The sequence below is a fragment of the Mycobacterium sp. NGS50 genome (genome assembly GCF_059812545.1).
This window is the reverse complement of the sequence record NZ_JCALCW010000030.1, coordinates 37,170-54,500: the sequence shown is the minus strand read 5'-3', so window position 1 is coordinate 54,500 and position 17,331 is coordinate 37,170. Positions and strand designations below refer to the sequence as shown.

The 17,331-nt window shown below is 67.2% G+C and carries 19 protein-coding genes; 4 read left to right on the top strand and 15 right to left on the bottom strand.

The window, feature by feature from the left end:
- Positions 1–7: 7 nt before the first annotated feature.
- From AC5Y36_RS19540 to AC5Y36_RS19490, 11 genes are all read right to left on the bottom strand, one after another.
- Positions 8–562 (bottom strand): NuoB/complex I 20 kDa subunit family protein, encoded by a 555-nt coding sequence (locus tag AC5Y36_RS19540; protein ID WP_500042597.1) that lies wholly within the window; start codon positions 560–562, stop codon positions 8–10.
- Between the two features lie 8 nt (positions 563–570).
- Complete coding sequence (locus AC5Y36_RS19535) at positions 571–948, bottom strand: NADH-quinone oxidoreductase subunit A (protein WP_500042596.1); 378 nt, start codon at positions 946–948, stop codon at positions 571–573.
- A 194-nt stretch (positions 949–1,142) separates the two neighbouring features.
- Positions 1,143–1,544 carry an Rv3143 family two-component system response regulator gene (locus tag AC5Y36_RS19530; RefSeq protein ID WP_500042595.1) on the bottom strand — a complete coding sequence of 134 codons (402 nt, stop codon included), beginning with the start codon at positions 1,542–1,544 and terminating at the stop codon, positions 1,143–1,145.
- Between the two features lie 10 nt (positions 1,545–1,554).
- Entirely contained in the window at positions 1,555–1,968 is a 414-nt protein-coding gene (locus AC5Y36_RS19525) for a nuclear transport factor 2 family protein (RefSeq protein WP_500042594.1), read from the bottom strand.
- A 9-nt stretch (positions 1,969–1,977) separates the two neighbouring features.
- Positions 1,978–3,342 (bottom strand): phosphotransferase family protein, encoded by a 1,365-nt coding sequence (locus AC5Y36_RS19520; protein WP_500042593.1) that lies wholly within the window; start codon positions 3,340–3,342, stop codon positions 1,978–1,980.
- Positions 3,339–4,577 (bottom strand): acyl-CoA dehydrogenase family protein, encoded by a 1,239-nt coding sequence (locus tag AC5Y36_RS19515; protein ID WP_500042592.1) that lies wholly within the window; start codon positions 4,575–4,577, stop codon positions 3,339–3,341. Before AC5Y36_RS19515 ends, AC5Y36_RS19520 begins: the two co-directional genes overlap by 4 nt.
- A gap of 12 nt (positions 4,578–4,589) precedes the next feature.
- The gene (locus tag AC5Y36_RS19510) at positions 4,590–5,201 is read right to left on the bottom strand and encodes a TetR/AcrR family transcriptional regulator (protein ID WP_500042591.1); all 612 of its coding nucleotides are present in this window, start codon (positions 5,199–5,201) and stop codon (positions 4,590–4,592) included.
- Positions 5,201–6,103, bottom strand: coding sequence for a hydroxymethylglutaryl-CoA lyase (locus AC5Y36_RS19505; protein ID WP_500042590.1), 903 nt, complete (start codon positions 6,101–6,103; stop codon positions 5,201–5,203). Before AC5Y36_RS19505 ends, AC5Y36_RS19510 begins: the two co-directional genes overlap by 1 nt.
- A complete protein-coding gene (locus tag AC5Y36_RS19500; RefSeq protein ID WP_500042589.1) occupies positions 6,100–7,305 on the bottom strand; it encodes a CaiB/BaiF CoA transferase family protein in 1,206 nt (401 codons plus the stop codon). The genes AC5Y36_RS19505 and AC5Y36_RS19500 overlap by 4 nt, the downstream gene beginning before the upstream one ends.
- Positions 7,302–8,492, bottom strand: a complete 1,191-nt coding sequence (locus AC5Y36_RS19495) for an alpha/beta hydrolase family protein (protein ID WP_500042588.1) — start codon at positions 8,490–8,492, stop codon at positions 7,302–7,304. Before AC5Y36_RS19495 ends, AC5Y36_RS19500 begins: the two co-directional genes overlap by 4 nt.
- Positions 8,489–9,583: a homogentisate 1,2-dioxygenase gene (locus tag AC5Y36_RS19490; RefSeq protein ID WP_500042587.1), complete on the bottom strand. Its 1,095-nt coding sequence runs from the start codon at positions 9,581–9,583 to the stop codon at positions 8,489–8,491. Before AC5Y36_RS19490 ends, AC5Y36_RS19495 begins: the two co-directional genes overlap by 4 nt.
- Before the next feature lie 191 nt (positions 9,584–9,774).
- Between AC5Y36_RS19490 and AC5Y36_RS19485 the strand changes: the two genes are divergently transcribed.
- Positions 9,775–10,167: a GntR family transcriptional regulator gene (locus AC5Y36_RS19485; RefSeq protein ID WP_500042586.1), complete on the top strand. Its 393-nt coding sequence runs from the start codon at positions 9,775–9,777 to the stop codon at positions 10,165–10,167.
- The gene (locus AC5Y36_RS19480) at positions 10,164–11,249 is read left to right on the top strand and encodes a DUF1648 domain-containing protein (protein ID WP_500042585.1); all 1,086 of its coding nucleotides are present in this window, start codon (positions 10,164–10,166) and stop codon (positions 11,247–11,249) included. The genes AC5Y36_RS19485 and AC5Y36_RS19480 overlap by 4 nt, the downstream gene beginning before the upstream one ends.
- Before the next feature lie 89 nt (positions 11,250–11,338).
- Here AC5Y36_RS19480 and AC5Y36_RS19475 read toward each other — a convergent pair whose 3' ends face one another.
- From AC5Y36_RS19475 to hisN, 3 genes are all read right to left on the bottom strand, one after another.
- The gene (locus AC5Y36_RS19475) at positions 11,339–12,547 is read right to left on the bottom strand and encodes an acyl-CoA dehydrogenase family protein (RefSeq protein ID WP_500042584.1); all 1,209 of its coding nucleotides are present in this window, start codon (positions 12,545–12,547) and stop codon (positions 11,339–11,341) included.
- A gap of 47 nt (positions 12,548–12,594) precedes the next feature.
- Positions 12,595–13,980: an acyl-CoA dehydrogenase family protein gene (locus tag AC5Y36_RS19470; protein ID WP_500042583.1), complete on the bottom strand. Its 1,386-nt coding sequence runs from the start codon at positions 13,978–13,980 to the stop codon at positions 12,595–12,597.
- 211 nt (positions 13,981–14,191) lie between these two features.
- Positions 14,192–14,968 (bottom strand): histidinol-phosphatase, encoded by a 777-nt coding sequence (gene hisN, locus AC5Y36_RS19465; protein ID WP_500042582.1) that lies wholly within the window; start codon positions 14,966–14,968, stop codon positions 14,192–14,194.
- Positions 14,969–15,201: 233 nt separating this feature from the next.
- Between hisN and AC5Y36_RS19460 the strand changes: the two genes are divergently transcribed.
- Both AC5Y36_RS19460 and AC5Y36_RS19455 read left to right on the top strand, forming a co-directional pair.
- On the top strand, positions 15,202–15,492 hold the full coding sequence (locus tag AC5Y36_RS19460; RefSeq protein ID WP_500042614.1) for a hypothetical protein: 291 nt from the start codon (positions 15,202–15,204) through the stop codon (positions 15,490–15,492).
- 4 nt (positions 15,493–15,496) lie between these two features.
- Positions 15,497–15,862 carry a hypothetical protein gene (locus AC5Y36_RS19455; protein WP_500042581.1) on the top strand — a complete coding sequence of 122 codons (366 nt, stop codon included), beginning with the start codon at positions 15,497–15,499 and terminating at the stop codon, positions 15,860–15,862.
- Positions 15,863–15,883: 21 nt separating this feature from the next.
- Here the strand turns inward: AC5Y36_RS19455 and AC5Y36_RS19450 are convergent, their stop codons facing one another.
- Entirely contained in the window at positions 15,884–17,239 is a 1,356-nt protein-coding gene (locus AC5Y36_RS19450) for an FAD-dependent oxidoreductase (protein ID WP_500042580.1), read from the bottom strand.
- Positions 17,240–17,331: the final 92 nt, after the last annotated feature.

Below are 17,331 nucleotides of genomic sequence, written 5' to 3'. Positions count from 1 at the left end.
TCACCGGTCACCGCAGCAGGCCCGTCATCTCGATGGTCGGCCGGGCTGACAGGGCGGCCTCCTCGGCGGCGGCAACAGCCTGCTCCCGATTGACGCCCAGTGGCATCTGCTGAATCTTCTCGTGCAGCTTCAGGATTGCGTACAGCAGCATCTCGGGTCGCGGCGGGCAGCCGGGGAGATAGATATCGACCGGAACGACGTGGTCCACCCCTTGCACGATGGCGTAGTTGTTGAACATCCCGCCCGAGGACGCACACACACCCATCGCCAGAACCCATTTCGGTTCGGCCATTTGGTCGTAGATCTGGCGCAGCACCGGAGCCATCTTCTGCGAGACCCGACCGGCGACGATCATCAGATCGGCCTGCCGCGGCGTTGCGGAGAACCGCTCCATCCCGAAGCGCGCGATGTCGAACCGCGGCGATGCGGTCGACATCATCTCGATCGCGCAGCAGGCCAACCCAAACGTCGCGGGCCACAGGGAACCCTTGCGCACATAGCCCGCCACTTTCTCCACCGTGGACAGCAGGATCCCGCCGGGCAGCTGTTCTTCCAAGCCCACTAGTTACCTCAATCCCAGCTCAGACCGCCGCGCCTCCACACGTAGGCGTAGGCGACGAAGACGGTGAGGACGAATAAACCCATCTCGACAAGTGCGAACAGCCCCAGCGAGTCGAAGCTGACCGCCCACGGGTACAAGAAAACGATCTCGATGTCGAAGACGATGAACAACATGGCGGTCAGGTAGTACTTCACCGGGAATCGCTGACCGGCGGCCGCGTGCGGACCGCTGACCGGCTGGTCGGTGGGCTCGATCCCGCACTCGTAGGCTTCCAGTTTGGCCCGGTTGTAGCGGGATGGGCCGACCAGCGCGGCGATGACGACCGAACCCACCGCGAACGCCGCAGCGATCGCGCCGAGTACCAGGATCGGCAGGTACAGATTCATCTCATGACGCCGCTCTCTCGTGGGCTGTCGATGTGAGCTCTCCCACAGCCTAGCGATGATCCCCGCCGGGATGCCAGATTTTCGTTAGGATCGGCTGGATAAATAAAGTGGACCGGGTCAGCCACGAAGTATCAACGGCGACACGGTAATTCGTGCGTTTAGCGCGCCCTGAAATCGGGCAGGCGGACGCCCCGTCAATGCGCTGGAGTGCGCAGCAGCCCCAGCACTTTCTGACCCAGCCGGATCGGGTCCACCGGGTGCGGCGTGGCGGCGTCGGCCCGCGACCAATTGACCAGCCAGGCGTCGTCGGCGCGGCCGGTCAGGACCAGCAGCGGCGGACACGGACTGATCTCGTCTTTGAGCTGTTTGGCGATCCCCATACCGCCGGCCGGGGTGGCCTCGCCATCCAGAATGGCCAGGTCAACGCCACCGGCGTCCATCTGCCGGATCACCATGGGCGCGGTCGCGACCTCGACATAGCTCAGCGGCGGCAGATCGGGATGCAGCTGGTCGCCCAGCGCCTGCATCACCTGTTCGCGGGTGAGGGCGTTGTCGCTGTACACGAGAATCCGCAGCGACGCGGTGGTGTCGGACACGGTGCCGATGCTACTGCGCTTGGTCGTGCAGGGGTGCCAGGTCGGCCGGGTCGAAATATTCGTCGATCCGGCCGATCCGCAAGTCGTCGGTCAGTTTCGCCACCAGACAGACCCGCAGGGCCAACGTTGCTCCCGTGGTCGTGCGGGTGGCGTGCAGGATGTGCTGCTGCACGAAGCCTCGCCCGGACTCGTCGTCGAAAATCCGCCGGTCCAGCACCTGATACCGGCGGTCGGTCGTTCGGTCGATGAACCAGGTCAGCACCCGCAGCGCGCGCAGCTTGTCGTCATCGCGGTGCGCACCGGTCCGCCACACCGCGACGTCGGGGTGAAAGACCTCGGTCAGGTAATCCAGGTCTGTGCGCTCGATCGCGGCGAAGAGCCGATCGGCGGCGGCACTGATCACCTCGGCGTTGCTGGCTGGCATCCGACACTCCTATTCGCTGTCATATCCCGGGTGCGCAACCGCTACCCGTCGTTGTACCAGGACGCGTAGACAGGCCGTGACCTCGTCGGCGCGGCCATCGAGCTCACCGGCCCGGATCGCCGCGGCGAGCCCGGCTTCGTCGGTGAATCCGAGCCGGGCCAGGGCAAAGGCCGAGTCGGCGCCACCGCTGTCGGCCAATTCGCGTTCGACGATCCGCAGCACGTTGGCGGCCACGCGGGCGTGAAAGTTGACCGGCCCGCTGGTCGCGGCCCGCACATCGGTCTCCAGAAACTCCGCGGTGGCATCGATGAGTTCGGCGGCGGTCGGGCGTCCGTGTGCGTCGCTCGGTTGGGCGGGGGTGGGGTCCGCGCCCGTCGTGTCGGTCCGCGTTTGCCCCGGGGCCATCAGCTGCAGCAGGTCCCATTCGTTTTCACAGACCCGTCGGCCGATGGCCGCCAGTTCCACCGATCGGTCTTGCCCGCTGAGATGGCGTTCGGCCTGATACCGGCACATGACACCCCAGCGCAACGTGGTCAGCACCCGCCACCAACGGAACCCCGCCCGGTCGATGACCGTTCCGCTGGCCTGCTCGTAGGCGTCCAGAAAGTCGTCGATGCTGCCCAGCCCGCCGGCGCCCTGGGCGGCGGGCGCACCGAACCGCCAGGCCCGTACACAGAACCAGGCCAGATCCTCGAGAACCTCGCCGACGTGAACCAGCTCCCAATCCAACACGGCTGCCAGGTCGGCACCGTCGACGATCAGATTTCCCATCCGGAAGTCGCCATGCACCAAGCCGTGCGGCGACGGCGCCGGGCGATGTGCGTCGAGCCAACGAAACGCCCACTCGAACGTCGCGGTGGTGTCGCCCATCGCATCGAGCTCGGTTCGCCACGCGTCGAGCTGATCCTCCTGCACCATGCCCACCGCGGCAGGGTCGGCGCGATGGATGGCGGCCAGGGCCTGCGCGCACTGCTGCAGCAGCGCCGCGCGCGCTGCGGCGTCGCCGACGGCGTCGAGCTGCCGGAAGATCCGCCGCACGATGGTCTCACCGGCGACCGCATCGCAGATCAGAAACGGTTTACCCAGCGCCGTAGGCGAATTGCGGGCGGTCAGGATGTGCGGGACGCGGGCTCCGGCGGCAGCGGCCGCGGCTTGGACGCGGGCCTCCAGCTCCATGCTGGCATGGGTGTCATCGAGCGGGCCGGTGCGCAGGATCAGCGCGCGCCGAACGCCGTGGCAGACGGCGTCGAACGCCCACGTCGTGCGGCTGGCGCCACCGGTCAGCACGTGTAAGTCCGCCACGGCGACGTCGTCGCCCAGGATCGGACGCAGCACCGGGACCAACTGGGCAGCGAGCGTGTCGGCGCTGGTCACCGCTTGTCGAACCCGAACAGCCGCTGTGCCACCCGGCGGATCTGAATCTCCTCGGCCCCCTCGGTGATCCGGTAGCGGCGGTGGTGGCGATAGATGTGCTCGAACGGCTCGTGGCGGCTGTATCCGAGACCGCCGAAGATCTGCATGGCGCGGTCTGCGGCGTCGCAGACCAGCCGGTTGGCGCGGTAGTTGGCCATCGACACCTTGTCGGAGACCTCCAGGTGATGGTCGCGGTCGAGATGCCAGGCGGCGTAGTAGACCAGCAGCCGGACCATCTGGGCTTCGGTCTGCAGCTCGGCCAGCGGCCACTGCACGGCCTGGTTGACCGACAGCGGTTTGCCGAAAACGGTGCGCTCTCTGGCGTACTCGGCGGCGCGGTCGATGCAGTACTGCGCTGCACCCAGGCTGGACGCCGCCTGCCGAATCCGGTTCTCGTGCAGGAACGTCTGTGCTACGTCCAGACCGCGGTCCACCTCGCCCAGCACCGCGTCGGCGGGCACCCGGACGTCGGTGAGTTCGACCTCGCCGTGGTCGCTCGGCATATTGAACGTCCACCAGTAGAACGGGACGGTGAATCCCGGTGTGTCGGTGGGCACCAGGAACGCGGTGATGCCGCGTGCGTGGCCGGGATCCCCCGAGGTCCGGGCGAAGATCAGGTCGTGGGTGGCGCGGTGTACCCCGGTGTTCCAGCGCTTGGCGCCGTTGATCACCCAGCCGTCACCCTCGGCTTCGGCGTGGGTTTCCAGCCAGGTGGCGTCCGACCCGTGACCCGGCTCGGACAGGCCGAACGCCATCGAGCGTTCGCCGGTGATCAACGCCTCCGACCACACCCGCCGCTGCTCAGTGGTGCCGAACCGCTCCATCATGATGACCTGCGGGAAGTTGCCGACTATCGAGGACTCGTCCTGCAGGTCGTTGTGCAGCCCGAGGCCCTTGCCGGCCAGGTGTTCCCGGATGACCGCCATGTCGACGTTGGTGCCGTCACGGCCGCCCAGCGAGGACGGCAACCCGTAGCGCAGCCAGCCCGCCGCGTCCGCGCGCCGGCGCATCTCGTCGAGCAGGTCCTCCCAGGCCCGTGCCGGGATGCCGCCGCCGTCCAGGTCGGTGCGGGCGAACTCACGGCGCCGGTCGAAGTACTGCATGTTCTCGGCCTGCAACGGTGCGATCTCGCGTTCGATGAACTCGTCCATCTCCGCGAGCAGCTGCGGAAGGTGGTCCGGCAGAGTGAAATCCACGTCCATTCCTTTCTAGAAGCCGTACAGCGTCTTCTTCCAAATCGTCGCCAGCGTCGTCACGGCGTCGGCATCGCTGATCTGGATGCCCAGACCGGACGGGCCGACGAAGACGGTGGTGAAGTTTTCGAACAACAACGCGATGGCCGCAGCGGTGTGTTCGGGTTCCAGCTCGCGGCCATACCCCTGGCGCTGGGCGTGGCGCACCGATGCGGCGACGATGTCCATGCCGAAACGCCGGAATTCGTTCTGTACCGAGGCGAATCGCTGCTGGGTGGCGGCCAGCTGTGCCACCGCGATCATGATGCCGATGTTCTGTTTGAACATGTTCCAGTATCCGGTCACCACCGTGGAGAAGAACTCGGTGTCCTCGGGAGAGTCGGGTAGCGCGACGCTGAGCCCGGACGGGGCCACGACGTCATGCAGAAACGACTCCGCCAACGCGGCCAGCAGATCCTCCTTGTCGGCGAAATAGCGATAGAACACCGCCGGCGACTTTCCCGCCGCCGAGGTTATATCCGCCAGAGTGGTCCCGTGAAAGCCGCGTTCGGCGAACAGCTTCCGGGCTGCCTGCTCCAGGGACTGCCGGGTCTGGCGGCCCTTCGAGCTGAGCACCGTGGCGACCATCAGCTGTCGGTCAGTTTCCGGTCACCGGCTCGCAGCAACGCGCCGGGAAGGTCGTGTCCGACGACTGCGCGGGCGGTCTCGGCCGCAGCGATCGCCGCCCGCAGGTCGACGTCGGTGGTGATCCCGCTGTCCCGCAACAGATACACCAGGTCTTCGGTGGCGATATTGCCGGTGGCTCCCGGCGCGAACGGGCAGCCGCCCAGCCCGCCGACGGAGGAATCCAGCCGCGTGACGCCGGCGTCGACCGCCGCGTAGGCACTGGCCAATCCCGCCCCGCGGGTGTTGTGGAAGTGGGCGCCCAGCGGTAGGTCCCCGAGATGGGGCCGCAGGGCCGTGATCAGGTCGGTGACCCGTCGCGGGGTGGTGGTGCCGATCGTGTCGGCGATACTGATCCGATCGACATCGAAGTCCGTTGCTGCACGAGCAATGTCGAGAACACGTCGCGGCGGTGTCGGCCCGTCGAACGGGCAGTCCCAGGCCGTGGCGATGATCACCTCCACCGTCGCGTCGGCGTCGTGCGCAATGCGGGTGATATCGGCGATCGCGGTGGTGGCCTCGCCGGTGGACCGCCCCACGTTGGCCTGGCTGAACGAGTCCGACGCGCAGACCACGTATCCGATCGACTTCAGTCCGGCCGCGACCGCCCGGGTCGCACCGCCGGGACTGGCGACCAGCGCGGAAAACTCGATGTCGGGATAGCGCCACAGCTCGGCCGCCAACTCAGCGGCATCGGCCAGCGCCGGCACCTTGGTGGGTGACACAAACGACGTGACCTCGACTTCGCGGACCCCGGTGGCAGCCACGGCGGCCAACAATTCCAGCTTGGCGGCCAGCGGCACCGGCTGCTCGATCTGCAGCCCGTCGCGCAGCGATACCTCGCGGATGGTGACGTGCCCGGTCATAGCACCCCCTGCTCGTGCAGCTCATCCAGCTGCGCGGTGCTGTGACCGAGCAGCCCGGTATAGATCTCCTCATTGTGCTGCCCCGGCCGCGCCGAGCCGGCATTGCGGATGGAACCGGGGGATTCGGACAGCACCGGCACGATCCCGGGACCCAGAACGGCCCGGTCGACCCGCTCATCCCAGTGTTCGGCGATCATGCCGCGCGCACGCAACTGCGGGTCGATGACCACTTCGGCGACGGTGTTGATGGGCCCGGAGATCACGCCTGCGGCCGACAGCGTTTCGATGATCTCGGCCGGTTGGCGCTGTGCGGCCCACGCCGCGATGATGGCGTCGAGCTCGTCCTGATTGACGCCGCGGGCCACATGGGTGGCGAACCGGTCGTCGGACGCGAGCTCCGGTCGCCCCATCGCCGCGCACAACCTGGCGAAGACGGTGTTCTGGTTGGCGGCGATCACGACCCAGCTGCCGTCGGCACTCTGGTAGATGTTCGACGGCGCGATTCCCTCCAGGCGGGTGCCCGACGGACCGCGAACCACGCCGCCGACGTCATAGTCGGGAATGGTGGATTCCTGGATCGCCAAGCAGGATTCGGTCAGCGCCACGTCGACCACCTGGCCCTCGCCGGTGACGGTGCGCCGGTATAGCGCCGCGAGCGCACCCTGGGCGGCGAACATGCCGGCCAGGCTGTCACCCAGCGACAACGCCAACCGCGGCGGCGGCCCACCGGGGAAGCCGTTCATATGACGCAGACCGCTGGCCGCCTCGGCCACCGAGGCGTAGCCGGCCTTGTGGGCATCCGGACCGGTCTGCCCGTATCCGGACACCCGCACCAGAATGATGCGCCTATTGCGCTGTCGCAGAACGTCGTAGCCGATGTTCCATTTCTCCAGGGTGCCGGGTCGGAAGTTCTCGACGATGATGTCGGACTTGTCGACCAGCGTCAGGAACAGTTCCCGGCCCCGCTCGGTGCGCAGGTCCAGCGTCACGGCTTTCTTGTTGCGGGCGTGCACCGTCCAGAAGAAGTGGTGCCCGTCGAGTTCGGCCTGCCCCCAGGTGCGCAACGGATCCGGTGCGCCCGGCAGCTCGATCTTGACCACGTCGGCTCCCATGTCGCCGAGCAGTCGCCCGGCGAAGGGCCCGGAGATCAGCGTGCCGAGTTCGATGACCCGGATGCCGTCCAGCGCCCCGGTAGGAGTCATGCGCGCGCCGCTTCCGATTCTGCTTCCGCGAAGTCGTGCCGCGCCAACCAGTCGGTGACGATACCGACCGCGTGCCGCAGGGTGTCCCGCTGATCCGGACCCGCGTAATAGTGGTTGGCGCCGGAGATCTCGTGAATCTCCTTGTCGTCGTGGCCGATCGCCTCGAACAGCCGGCGGGTGTGGCTGGGGGTGCAGGCATCGTCGGCGAGATTACCGATCACCAGGGCGGGCACGGTGATGTCGCGCCCGCAGTCCACGCCGTCGCCGTGGGCATCGTCGTAGCTCCACTGCGACAGCCAGCTGCGCAGCGTGCAGAACCGGGCCAGCCCGACCGGGCTCATGTTCACCACCTGTGGGTCGCCCAGGTAGCAGGTGCCGGGAGTGCGTTCATTGGGGTCCACCGTCGGGTCCAGCCAGCGGGGGTCGGCCATGGTGCCGTGCACGACGAACGCGAACTCATCATCGGGGCGTCCGGCGGCCTTGAGTTCGGCCAGTTTGTCTTTGACCCAGGCGGTGATTCGTCGGTTGCGGTCGATCTGTGCCTGCCGGTAGCGATTCAGGAATTCCTGGCTGTACGGCGGCTGATTGGGGTTATCCGGGTTGTAGAGATCCAGTTCCGGGTCCCGATTGGTGGGGTCGGCCTCGTCGAGGATGGAGGCGTCCAGCCATTCGGTCATGGTTCCGTGCCGGCTGATGTGGGCGGCCAGCAGCATGATCGCATCGGCCGGGATCAGGCCCAGGGCAGTGAGATCCGGGCCGTCGCCGGACGGGCTGGCGGTCACCGTCGGATTCTGGGCCTGCTGCTGGTAGAACATCGACAACGAACCGCCGCCGCTCCAGCCGGCCAGCACCACCTTCGAGTAGCCGAGCCGGTTCTTGGCGTCCTTGATGGCTTCGCCGAGGTCTTGGACCACCTTCTCCATCAGCAGCGCCGAGTCGGTGCCGCGGAACCGGCTGTTGCAGTAGATGACGTGGTGTCCGGCGCGGGCCAGGCCGTTGATCATCGGCAGGTAGGCGCCGCCACCGATGGGGTGCATGAACACCAGCACCGTGTCGCTGGGCTTCTTCGGCCGCAGCAGGTAGCTTTCCAGCACCACCAGCTCGGCGACGCCGCCGTAGACATCGCGGACGCGGGAATCATTCTGGTAGGCAATCAGATACGGGATCCGGTCGTATTCATGTTTCATGCGTGCTGTCCCAGGTCGGCGGCCAGAACTTCGGGGGAGGGGGTCAGTCGGCGGCGGGTGTCGACGGCGATCACCTGCCAGTCGACCCTGTCGTAGTCGCCGAACTTGCGGCGTGCCCGTTCCCGGGCCTTCTCCGGCGCCCCGTGGTGGACACCTTGCGGTGCGTGCGAGATCAGGCCGGGCGGCATTGGGATTCCGTACAGCGATCCGCCGTGGAAGAACGCGATCTCGTCGTAGTCCACGTTGCGGTGATACCACGGCGTGCGTTCGGTGCCGGGGACGCCCTCGGCGGGCTTAGGCAGGAAGTTCATCACGACCAGTCCGGTGGCCTGCATGAACATGTGCACGGTGGGCGGCAGGTGCACCGCGTCGGAAGTGATCACGGTGTAGTCGTCGATGTTGAAGGTGAAGGCGAAGTTGTCGCCGCGCCAGCCCTCGACATCGATCGGATTGTGTTGGTAGTGAAGCGTTGTCGGCCCGCCCTCGTGCACGAGCCGGACCGGGTAGTCGTCGCGGCCGTCATCGTCGATGGGCGCCGGCTCCGGGATGGTCGCCTGCGAGGGGTCGAACGGAAAGTGTCGGCCGAGCGGACCCGGGGGCGGCGCCCGGAACTCATCGGTGGCTTCGATCATGAGCAGCGTGGTCTGGCTGTCGGGGAGCTGACGCCAGGTGGTGGCCTTGGGGAGGTAGATCCAGTCGCCTTGGCGGTAGGGCATCGGGCCGAACTCGGACTCGATCAGGCCCGAACCGGCGTGCACGAAGCAGAGCAGGTCGCCGTCGACGTGGCGGATGTGAAAGGGCATCTCCTGGGCTCGCTGTGACAGCGAGATGCGGCAATCGGCGTTGGCGAACAGCAGCAGCGGACCACCCGCGGCATCGGTCGCGTCGCTCGGCGTCAACTGCGAGGACAGGACGTCCAGTGGACGCAGCGGTCCCTCGGCGCGGTAGGCGGTGGGATCGTTGCGGCGGTAGATGTTGGCGGTGCGGCCGGTGAACCCGCCGCGGCCGAGCTCGTCATCCTTGAGGCCGTCGAGGTCGGCATGGATGCGCTTGGGGGTCTTGCCCTTGCGCAGGTGAACGAAGGATTCCATCGGCCGCTCCCGGGTTGTCCGCAGCAAAACTGAAAGTGACGTTACTTTTTGTTTTGCGGGAAGGCAAGGGGCATTTTCAGGCGTGAGCAGACGCAAAATGCGCTGTTTCGGCGCCGAAACAGGCGTATTTGCGTCTGCTCGTGATGAGTTGAGCTATTCTATAACTTATAGAACAAGTATGAGGCGATCTGGTGATACTCAACGTCGACCTGAGCAGCGAAGTGCCGATCTACCAGCAGCTTCGAGACCGCATCGTGGAGGCGATCGCGGCCGGCGTGCTGGTCGAAGGCGACTCGCTGCCCGCCACCAGGGCGCTGGCCGCGGACTTCGGGATCAACTTCCACACCGTGAACAAGGCCTACGACCTGCTGCGGCAGCAGGGCCTGATCCGGCTGAACCGCGGGTCGGGCGCGGTGATCGCCCCGACGGTCGCGGACGCGCGGTTCCGGGTGGAATGGACCGCCAAGGCGCGCACCCTGCTGGCCGAGGCCGCCGCCAAAGGATTACCGCCCGATGAGGCGCTGCAGACCTGTCGGTCGCTCCTGGATTCATTCGGCGCCACGCAGCCCAAGGACACACCATGATCGTTGCCGTCACCGTGAGTATTGGGTTGCTGGCCCTGGTGCTGCTGCTCGCGCTGGCGCTGCCGGCAATCGGCACCCCGACGGTGCCGTTCGGGGTGCGGGTGCCGGCGAGTCGCGTCGACGACCCGTCGGTCCTGCACCAGACCCGCCTCTACCGACGGCGGGTGTCCGCAGGCGGAGTCCTTGCCGGCGGGGTCGGCGTCGTCGGCTACCGCCTCACTGGTGAACCATTGCTGCTGCCGTTGTCCATGCTGGTGCTGGTCGGACTCTGGTATGGCTGCTTCTTTTTGGCCAACCACGAGATCCGGGCCGCCAAGGCGGCCGGGGATTGGTTTGAGGGCTTGCGCCAAGGCATCTCGGTTGACACCGAGCTACGCACCAATCCACCGCGGTTTCCCTGGAGTTGGCTGGCGCCGGCGCTGATCGTCACCGCCGTCACGGTGGTGATCGGTGTGATCAGCTATCCGTCGATGCCCGACGTTCTTGTCGCGCACTACGGCGCGGACGGCGCGCCCGATCGGTGGGCGAGCAAGTCGGTCGGCTCGGCGTTCGCCCTGGTGTTCGTGCAGATCGCGGTGACCGCACTGCTGGCGGGTTTCGCGGCGGCGATCCTGCGCAGCAGCCGTGCCGACGTCGACCCAGCGCACCCAGTCGGCTCGGCGCGTTGGCACCGCAGATACATGTCGTTGGGCGCCAAGGCGTTGCTTGGTCTGGTCGCGATGATCGATCTGGGGATGCTGGGATCGTCGCTACTGATGTGGACCGGGACGGTCACGTCATGGGCGCCGGCGGTGATCGTGCTGCCGATCCTGGCCGCTGTGGTGGTGGCCGTCGCGGTCCTGGCGGTCAACAACCGCGAGCAGGACCTGGGGGACGAGGACACCGGCCTGACCCATCGCGACGACGACACGCACTGGCGGGGCGGACTTTTCTACATCAACCGCGAAGACCCCGCGCTGTTCGTCGCACGCCGATTCGGTCTGGGCTGGACGTTCAACTTCGGCAATCCCAAGGTGCTGATGCTGGCGGCCGGCGTGGTCGCGCTCATCGGCCTGGCGATCTCGCTGCGCTTCGGCGGCTGAGCACCATCGGTCGCGAGCAGACGCCAAATCGCATTGCAGGGGTCGCTCGCATGCGATTTAGCGTCTGCTCGCGCAAGAAGAATTCGGATCTACTTCAGTTCGGCGGAGCTCAAGCCCAGCAGTCGGCGGGCCACCACCAGCTGCTGGATCTGCTGGGTGCCCTCGAAAATGTCCAGGATCTTCGAGTCACGGGCCCACTTCTCCAGCAGCGTCTGCTCGGAATAACCGGTGGTGCCGGCCAGCTCGACGGCCTTGAGGGTGATGTCGCTGGCTACCCGGGCAGCCTTGGCCTTACCCATCGACGCCTCTTTGGAGTTGGGAATCTTGTTGTCGGCCTGCCACGCCGAGCGCACCGTCAACAGGTAGCCGGCCTCCCAGTCGGCTTCCATCCGCAAAAACTCTGCGGCGGCGGCATTCTGAGCGTGCGCCGGCTTGTCATAGGAGATCTCGATGCCGGCGTCGGTGATGAGCTTGCGCAGTTCCTCCAGCGAGGCACGCCCGACACCGACCGCCATGGCCGCCACCATCGGGCGGGTGTTGTCGAAGGTCTCCATGACCCCCGAGAAGCTCTTGCCGGTGTTGATCTCCGGGCTGCCCAGCAGGTTGTCCTTGGGGATGCGGGCGTTGTCGAAGCGGATCACGGCGGTGTCGGACGCCTTGATGCCCAGCTTGTGCTCGAGGCGCTCGACGGTGACGCCGGGATGCTCGCGGGGCACGATGAACGACTTGATCGCGGCGCGGCCCAACGACTTATCCAAGGTCGCCCACACCACGATGTGGCTGGCCCGCGATCCGGCGGTGACGAAGATCTTCTCCCCGTTGATGACGTACTCGTCGCCGTCGAGGGTGGCGGTGGTGGTCACCGCGGCCGAATCGGATCCGAAGCCGGGTTCGGTGATCGCCATCGCCGCCCACACCTTGCCCAGGCGGTTGAGCTGTTCGTCGGTGGCCACCCCGGAGATCGCGGCGTTGCCCAGCCCCTGGAAGGGGATCGACAGCAACAGCGCCACATCGCCCCAGCTGACTTCGAGGGCGTTGACCAGAGCGGACATGTTGGCGCCGTTGTGGTTCTTGTCCTTACCCTCGGCGCCGCGGAACGCGTCCGCACCGGCGAAGTCCACCGAGCCGGCTTCCGAGATGCCTTCGAACAGGCTGGCCAGCGTATCCAGCTCGACGGGGTAGGCATGTTCGGCGAGGTCGTACTTGCGGGAGATCGGCCGCAGCATCTCCGCGGCGCCTTGATGTCCCTTCTCCATGACGTTGAGCAGTTTGCGGGGCAGTTCCAGATTGATTGCCATGACAGGTCTTTCAGCTTGAAGCGGGTAGGGGAGGCGTGGACGGCGACCTAGATGACGACGACGCCCTCGGCGACGCCGATGGCGCGCAGGTCGCGGTACCAGCGCTCGACCGGGTGTTCCTTGGTGTAGCCGTGGCCGCCGAGCAGCTGCACGCCGTCCAGGCCGATCTGCATGCCCTTGTCGGTGGCCAGCCGCTTGGCCAGCGCCGCCTCCCGGATGAACGGCAGGCCCTGCTCGGCGCGAGAGGCGCCGCGCCAGGTGATCAGCCGCAGGCCGTCGAACTCGATCGCCATGTTGGCGCACATGAACGCGACAGCCTGGCGGTGTGCGATCGGCTCACCGAACGCCTCGCGCTCCTTGACGTAGGGCACCACGTAGTCCAGCACCGCGTGGCAGGTGCCGACCGCCAGCGCCGACCAGCCCAGCCGGGACAGTGCGAGTGCTTCGGAGTAGTCGGCGTCGCTCGCCCCGTCCTCGCCGAGGCGGGCCGACAGCGGCACGGTGACCTTGTTCAGTTCCACCTGGCCCAGAGCCGCGGCCCGGATACCCATGCTGGGGTCGGCCTTGATGCTCAGCCCCGGCGACGACGACTCGACGATGAACAGTGTCGGTTTGCCGTCCAGCTGCGCGGCGACGATGAACAGTTCGGCCTCGGCTGCCGCGGGCACCAGCGACTTGACCCCATCCAGTCGGTAACCGCTCGGGGTGCGCACCGCGGTGGTCCGCAGGTTGGTCGGGTCGAACAGCGGCTGCGGTTCGGCGATGGCCACACACGCCTGCGGGACGTTGTCGCCGGCGAACTCACGCAGGTAGGTGTCCTGCTGGTCGGCGCTGCCCCAGTGGGTGAGTGCCGCGGCCACACCGCCGGGAGCCAGGATCGGCAGCGCCAGCCCCATGTCGCCGTAGGCCAGCGCTTCGGCCACCAGCACGCTGGTCACACTGGAGCGCTGCGCGGCGATCCCGTCGAAATCCTCCGGGATGTTCACCGCGGTAATGCCCAACTCGGCGGCTTTGGCGATCAGCTCGGGCGGGTAGCCGAGGGCCTCGTCGGCGTCGTGGGCGGCCGGACGCAACACCTCGGCGGCGAACTCATCGACCGTCTCGACGATGAGCTTCTGGTCCTCGTCGGGGGTCAGATCGAAGTAGTCCTGACCACTCGCCTTGAGGCGGGTCGGCCCGCCGCGCAGGCCCTTCACCCGCTTGAACTGGCGGGTGCCGGCGGCGGCTGCGGAGAACACCTGCTTGACGCCGTAGCGCAACCCCCGGTTGAGCGGGTCACGCAGGTTGTACTTGTCCAGGAACTCCTGGCCGACCAGCGGGGTGACGAGCGCCAACCCGATGTCGACGGCGGAGCGCTTGTGCTTTTGCAGTCCGACGCCGCTTTCTCGGCCTGGCCGTGGTTGCTTGGAGCCGTTGGTCGCAGAGTTGGTCATGTCAGCAGCCTTGATCGTTGGGGCAGAGCGGGACAGTGCGATGAACCGTATCTTACTCCAGAGTAAGGTCCGGTGCTTTTGTTACGCAATTCACACTGCGGCCCGAGTGCTGCTGAGATCGACGTCCAGATTGACCTTGAGCCCCGAAAACGGCGGGTTTGCGAAATTTACACGTCGATTTCAGCGGGCGGCGGCGATACCGGGCCCCGACCTAGCGTGCGGAAAGCCTGGTCAGCACGGCGTCGTGGAGCAGTCCGTTGGTGGCGACCGCGCTGCCGCGGTGCGGGCCGGCGGTGCCGTCAAGACTGGTGAACCTGCCGCCCGCCTCGCGCACCAGGATGTCCAGCGGCGCCAGATCCCACACCGAAACCTCCGGCTCGGCCGCGATATCGACCGCACCCTCCGCCACCAGGCAATACGACCAGAAGTCCCCGAAGGCGCGTACCCGCCACACCTCATCGGTCAGCTCCACAAACTGTGCCCGCCGGCCCAGGGCAGCCCACCCGGTGAGGCTGGAAAACGACAGGCTCGCCTCACCGATCTGCGTCACCCTGGACACCGACAGCCGGCGTGGCGCGACGGTGCCGGCGGCGGCGAACGCGCCCAGCCCCTGCCCGGCCCACCACCGCCGGCCCAGCGCGGGGGCACTGACCACGCCGACGACGGGTACACCATCGGACAGCAACGCGATCAAGCTGGCCCACACCGGTACGCCGCGCACGAAATTCTTGGTGCCGTCGATCGGATCGATGATCCATTGCCGCCCCGCGAATGTGGCGTCTCCGCCGAACTCCTCGCCGAGCACCGCGTCCTCGGGACGGCGGTCGACGAGGACGCCGCGCAACGCCGTCTCGACCGATTTGTCGGCGTCGGTGACCGGGGTGAGATCCGGTTTGGTGTCGACCCGCAGGTCCTGCGCGCCGAAGCGGGCCATGGTCATGGCGTCCGCGCGCTCGGCCAGCTCCAACGCCAGCGTCAGGTCCGGCATCCAGTCGGTGTTAATGGCGCCCCTCCTCCTCATCGCTGCGCTCTGCATCGTCGGCGGCGGTGCTCATCGCGCCCCTCCTCCTCATCGCTGCGCTCTGCATCGTCGGCGGCGGTGCTCATCGCGCCCCTCCTCCTCATCGCTGCGCTCTGCATCGTCGGCGGCGCGGTTCGCGGTCATACGCGCAGTCCTACCATGAACCGGTGTCGACCCTTTGGATTGTGTTGCTGCTCCTCATGGTGCTCGCGATGTTTCTGATTCCCCGATTCATACCGCAACGCACCGAGCGTGACGTGGTGTCGGGGACGCTGTTGGTGACCGGGGTCAGCCCACGGCCCGACGCCACCGGGGAGCAGTACGTGACGATCGCCGGTGTGATCAGCGGGCCGACCCTCAACGAGCATTCGGTCTATGAGCGCATGGTGGTCGACGTCGCCAAGTGGCCGTCGATCGGTGAGCTGATCCCGGTGGTGTATTCGCCGCGCAATCCCGACAAGTGGCGGATGGCCCGCTCGGACGACGATTAGGGCGATGTCCCCGCCACCGGAGCAACCGCGGATCCTGCGGCTACGGATCGTGCCCGCGGATCTGATCTGCACCGTCACGCTGCTGGTGCTGATCGTCGTTGTGGTCACCACAACCAACTGGTGGCCGACGCTGTTCGGGTTCCTCGAGGACGTGTGCGTTGAGGACGACTGCCCGCCGGCCCCGCTCGGCATCAACTACTACATCTACCCGGTGGTGTGGGGCGGCATCGGCGCGGCAATCGCCGCGGCGACGATCGGCCCGTTGGTGTCGCTGCTGAAGGGCTGGTACATGTGCTTCTGGATGCCGATCGCGATCGCCCTGGTCGTGTTGAGCTCGCTACTCGGTTCGGTCATGAGCGCATCGCACTGACCAGACGCCGGCTGCACTGCGTCAGCCGTGGCCGATTCGCAGCAGGTCGGCGACATTGGCCAGCTTCACCCGCGGCCGGCCGTGCGGCTCGCCCGTCGACCGCTCGTGCGCATCGATCAGCTGCCAGTGCTCGGTGGTGACCAGCTTGGGCTGCCGAGACAGCAACCACTGCTGCAACTGCTCGGCGTGGTCGGGCCCGAAGTCGGCCGGCTCGGCGGCGGCCAAGTCCGCCGCCAGCGTGTCGACGGTGTGCTGGGAGTCGCTCTTGTTGCTGCCGATCACTCCCGACGGCCCGCGCTTGATCCACCCGACGACGTACTGGTTGGACGTCCCCTCGATGCGGCCGTCGGTGTGCGGAATCGTGCCACTGCCCTCGTCGAACGGCAGTCCGGGGGTGGCCACGCCGCGATAGCCGACCGCGCGCACCACCAGCTGCGCCGGCAGCGCCTCGCGCGCACCGGTGTCCTTGGCCACCACCCGGCCGCTGTCGTCGGTGATCAGCTCGTTGCGGCCGAGCACCACCTCTTGGACGTGGCCGTCGCCGCGGATCTCGATCGGGGAGGTGGCGAACCGGAACACGATCCGGCGGTCGCCGGGACGTGGCTCGCGGCTCGCGTAGCCGCGCAACACCTTGAGGTTCTGTCTGGGGGTCTTACCGGCCGCCTCGGCTTCGTCGTCGGTGATGCCCTCGACGTCGGCCGGGTCGACGATCACGTCGACGTCCTGCAGGCTCTCCATGTCGCCGAGTTCGCGCACTTCCAGCGTGGTGAACGTCGCCTGCAACGGCCCGCGGCGTCCGACGATCACCACTTCCTGCACGCCGCGCGGATCCAGCGACTGCAACGCGTGATCGGCGATGTCGGTGCGGCGCAGCGCGGCCGGGTCGCTGATCAGGATGCGGGCCACGTCCAGCGCGACATTGCCGTTGCCGACCACGATCGCCCGCGCCCCCGACAGGTCCGGAGCCATCGCCTCGAAATGCGGATGGGCGTTGTACCAGCCGACGAAATCCACCGCGGCGACACTGCCCGGCAGCTCCTCGCCGGGGATCCGCAGCGACCGGTCGGACTGCGCACCGATCGCGTAGATCACCGCGTCGTAGCGCTGTGCCAGCTCGTCAGGGTGCACGTCCTGGCCCACGGTGATGTTGCCGAAGAACCGAAACCGCGGATCGCCGGCGGTCTTGTCGAATTGGGCGCTGATCGACTTGATCTTCGGATGATCCGGTGCGACCCCCGAGCGCACCAGGCCCCACGGCGTCGGCAGCATCTCCAACATGTCGACGTTCACATCGACCCCGTCGAGCTTCAGCAGCGAAGCCGCCGCGAAATAACCGGACGGACCGGAGCCGACGATCGCCACATGGTAGGGCCGCATACAAGCCTTCTTTCGTGCCCGCACCGCGCAAGGGGCTGTCGCGCGGCGGGCACAGACGGTTACCCCCTGATGCTAAACGTCTGCTGTCCACC

What these genes read in the sequence shown, in the direction of transcription:
- AC5Y36_RS19535 (WP_500042596.1), bottom strand. Translation starts at nt 948, where the DNA reads ATGAATCTGTACCTGCCGATCCTGGTACTCGGCGCGATCGCTGCGGCG.
- AC5Y36_RS19525 (WP_500042594.1), bottom strand. Translation starts at nt 1,968, where the DNA reads ATGCCAGCCAGCAACGCCGAGGTGATCAGTGCCGCCGCCGATCGGCTC.
- AC5Y36_RS19510 (WP_500042591.1), bottom strand. Translation starts at nt 5,201, where the DNA reads ATGGTCGCCACGGTGCTCAGCTCGAAGGGCCGCCAGACCCGGCAGTCC.
- AC5Y36_RS19505 (WP_500042590.1), bottom strand. Translation starts at nt 6,103, where the DNA reads ATGACCGGGCACGTCACCATCCGCGAGGTATCGCTGCGCGACGGGCTG.
- AC5Y36_RS19500 (WP_500042589.1), bottom strand. Translation starts at nt 7,305, where the DNA reads ATGACTCCTACCGGGGCGCTGGACGGCATCCGGGTCATCGAACTCGGC.
- AC5Y36_RS19495 (WP_500042588.1), bottom strand. Translation starts at nt 8,492, where the DNA reads ATGAAACATGAATACGACCGGATCCCGTATCTGATTGCCTACCAGAAT.
- AC5Y36_RS19490 (WP_500042587.1), bottom strand. Translation starts at nt 9,583, where the DNA reads ATGGAATCCTTCGTTCACCTGCGCAAGGGCAAGACCCCCAAGCGCATC.
- AC5Y36_RS19480 (WP_500042585.1), top strand. Translation starts at nt 10,164, where the DNA reads ATGATCGTTGCCGTCACCGTGAGTATTGGGTTGCTGGCCCTGGTGCTG.
- AC5Y36_RS19475 (WP_500042584.1), bottom strand. Translation starts at nt 12,547, where the DNA reads ATGGCAATCAATCTGGAACTGCCCCGCAAACTGCTCAACGTCATGGAG.
- AC5Y36_RS19470 (WP_500042583.1), bottom strand. Translation starts at nt 13,980, where the DNA reads ATGACCAACTCTGCGACCAACGGCTCCAAGCAACCACGGCCAGGCCGA.
- hisN (WP_500042582.1), bottom strand. Translation starts at nt 14,968, where the DNA reads ATGCCGGACCTGACGCTGGCGTTGGAGCTGGCCGAGCGCGCGGACGCC.
- AC5Y36_RS19460 (WP_500042614.1), top strand. Translation starts at nt 15,202, where the DNA reads ATGGTGCTCGCGATGTTTCTGATTCCCCGATTCATACCGCAACGCACC.
- AC5Y36_RS19455 (WP_500042581.1), top strand. Translation starts at nt 15,497, where the DNA reads ATGTCCCCGCCACCGGAGCAACCGCGGATCCTGCGGCTACGGATCGTG.
- AC5Y36_RS19450 (WP_500042580.1), bottom strand. Translation starts at nt 17,239, where the DNA reads ATGCGGCCCTACCATGTGGCGATCGTCGGCTCCGGTCCGTCCGGTTAT.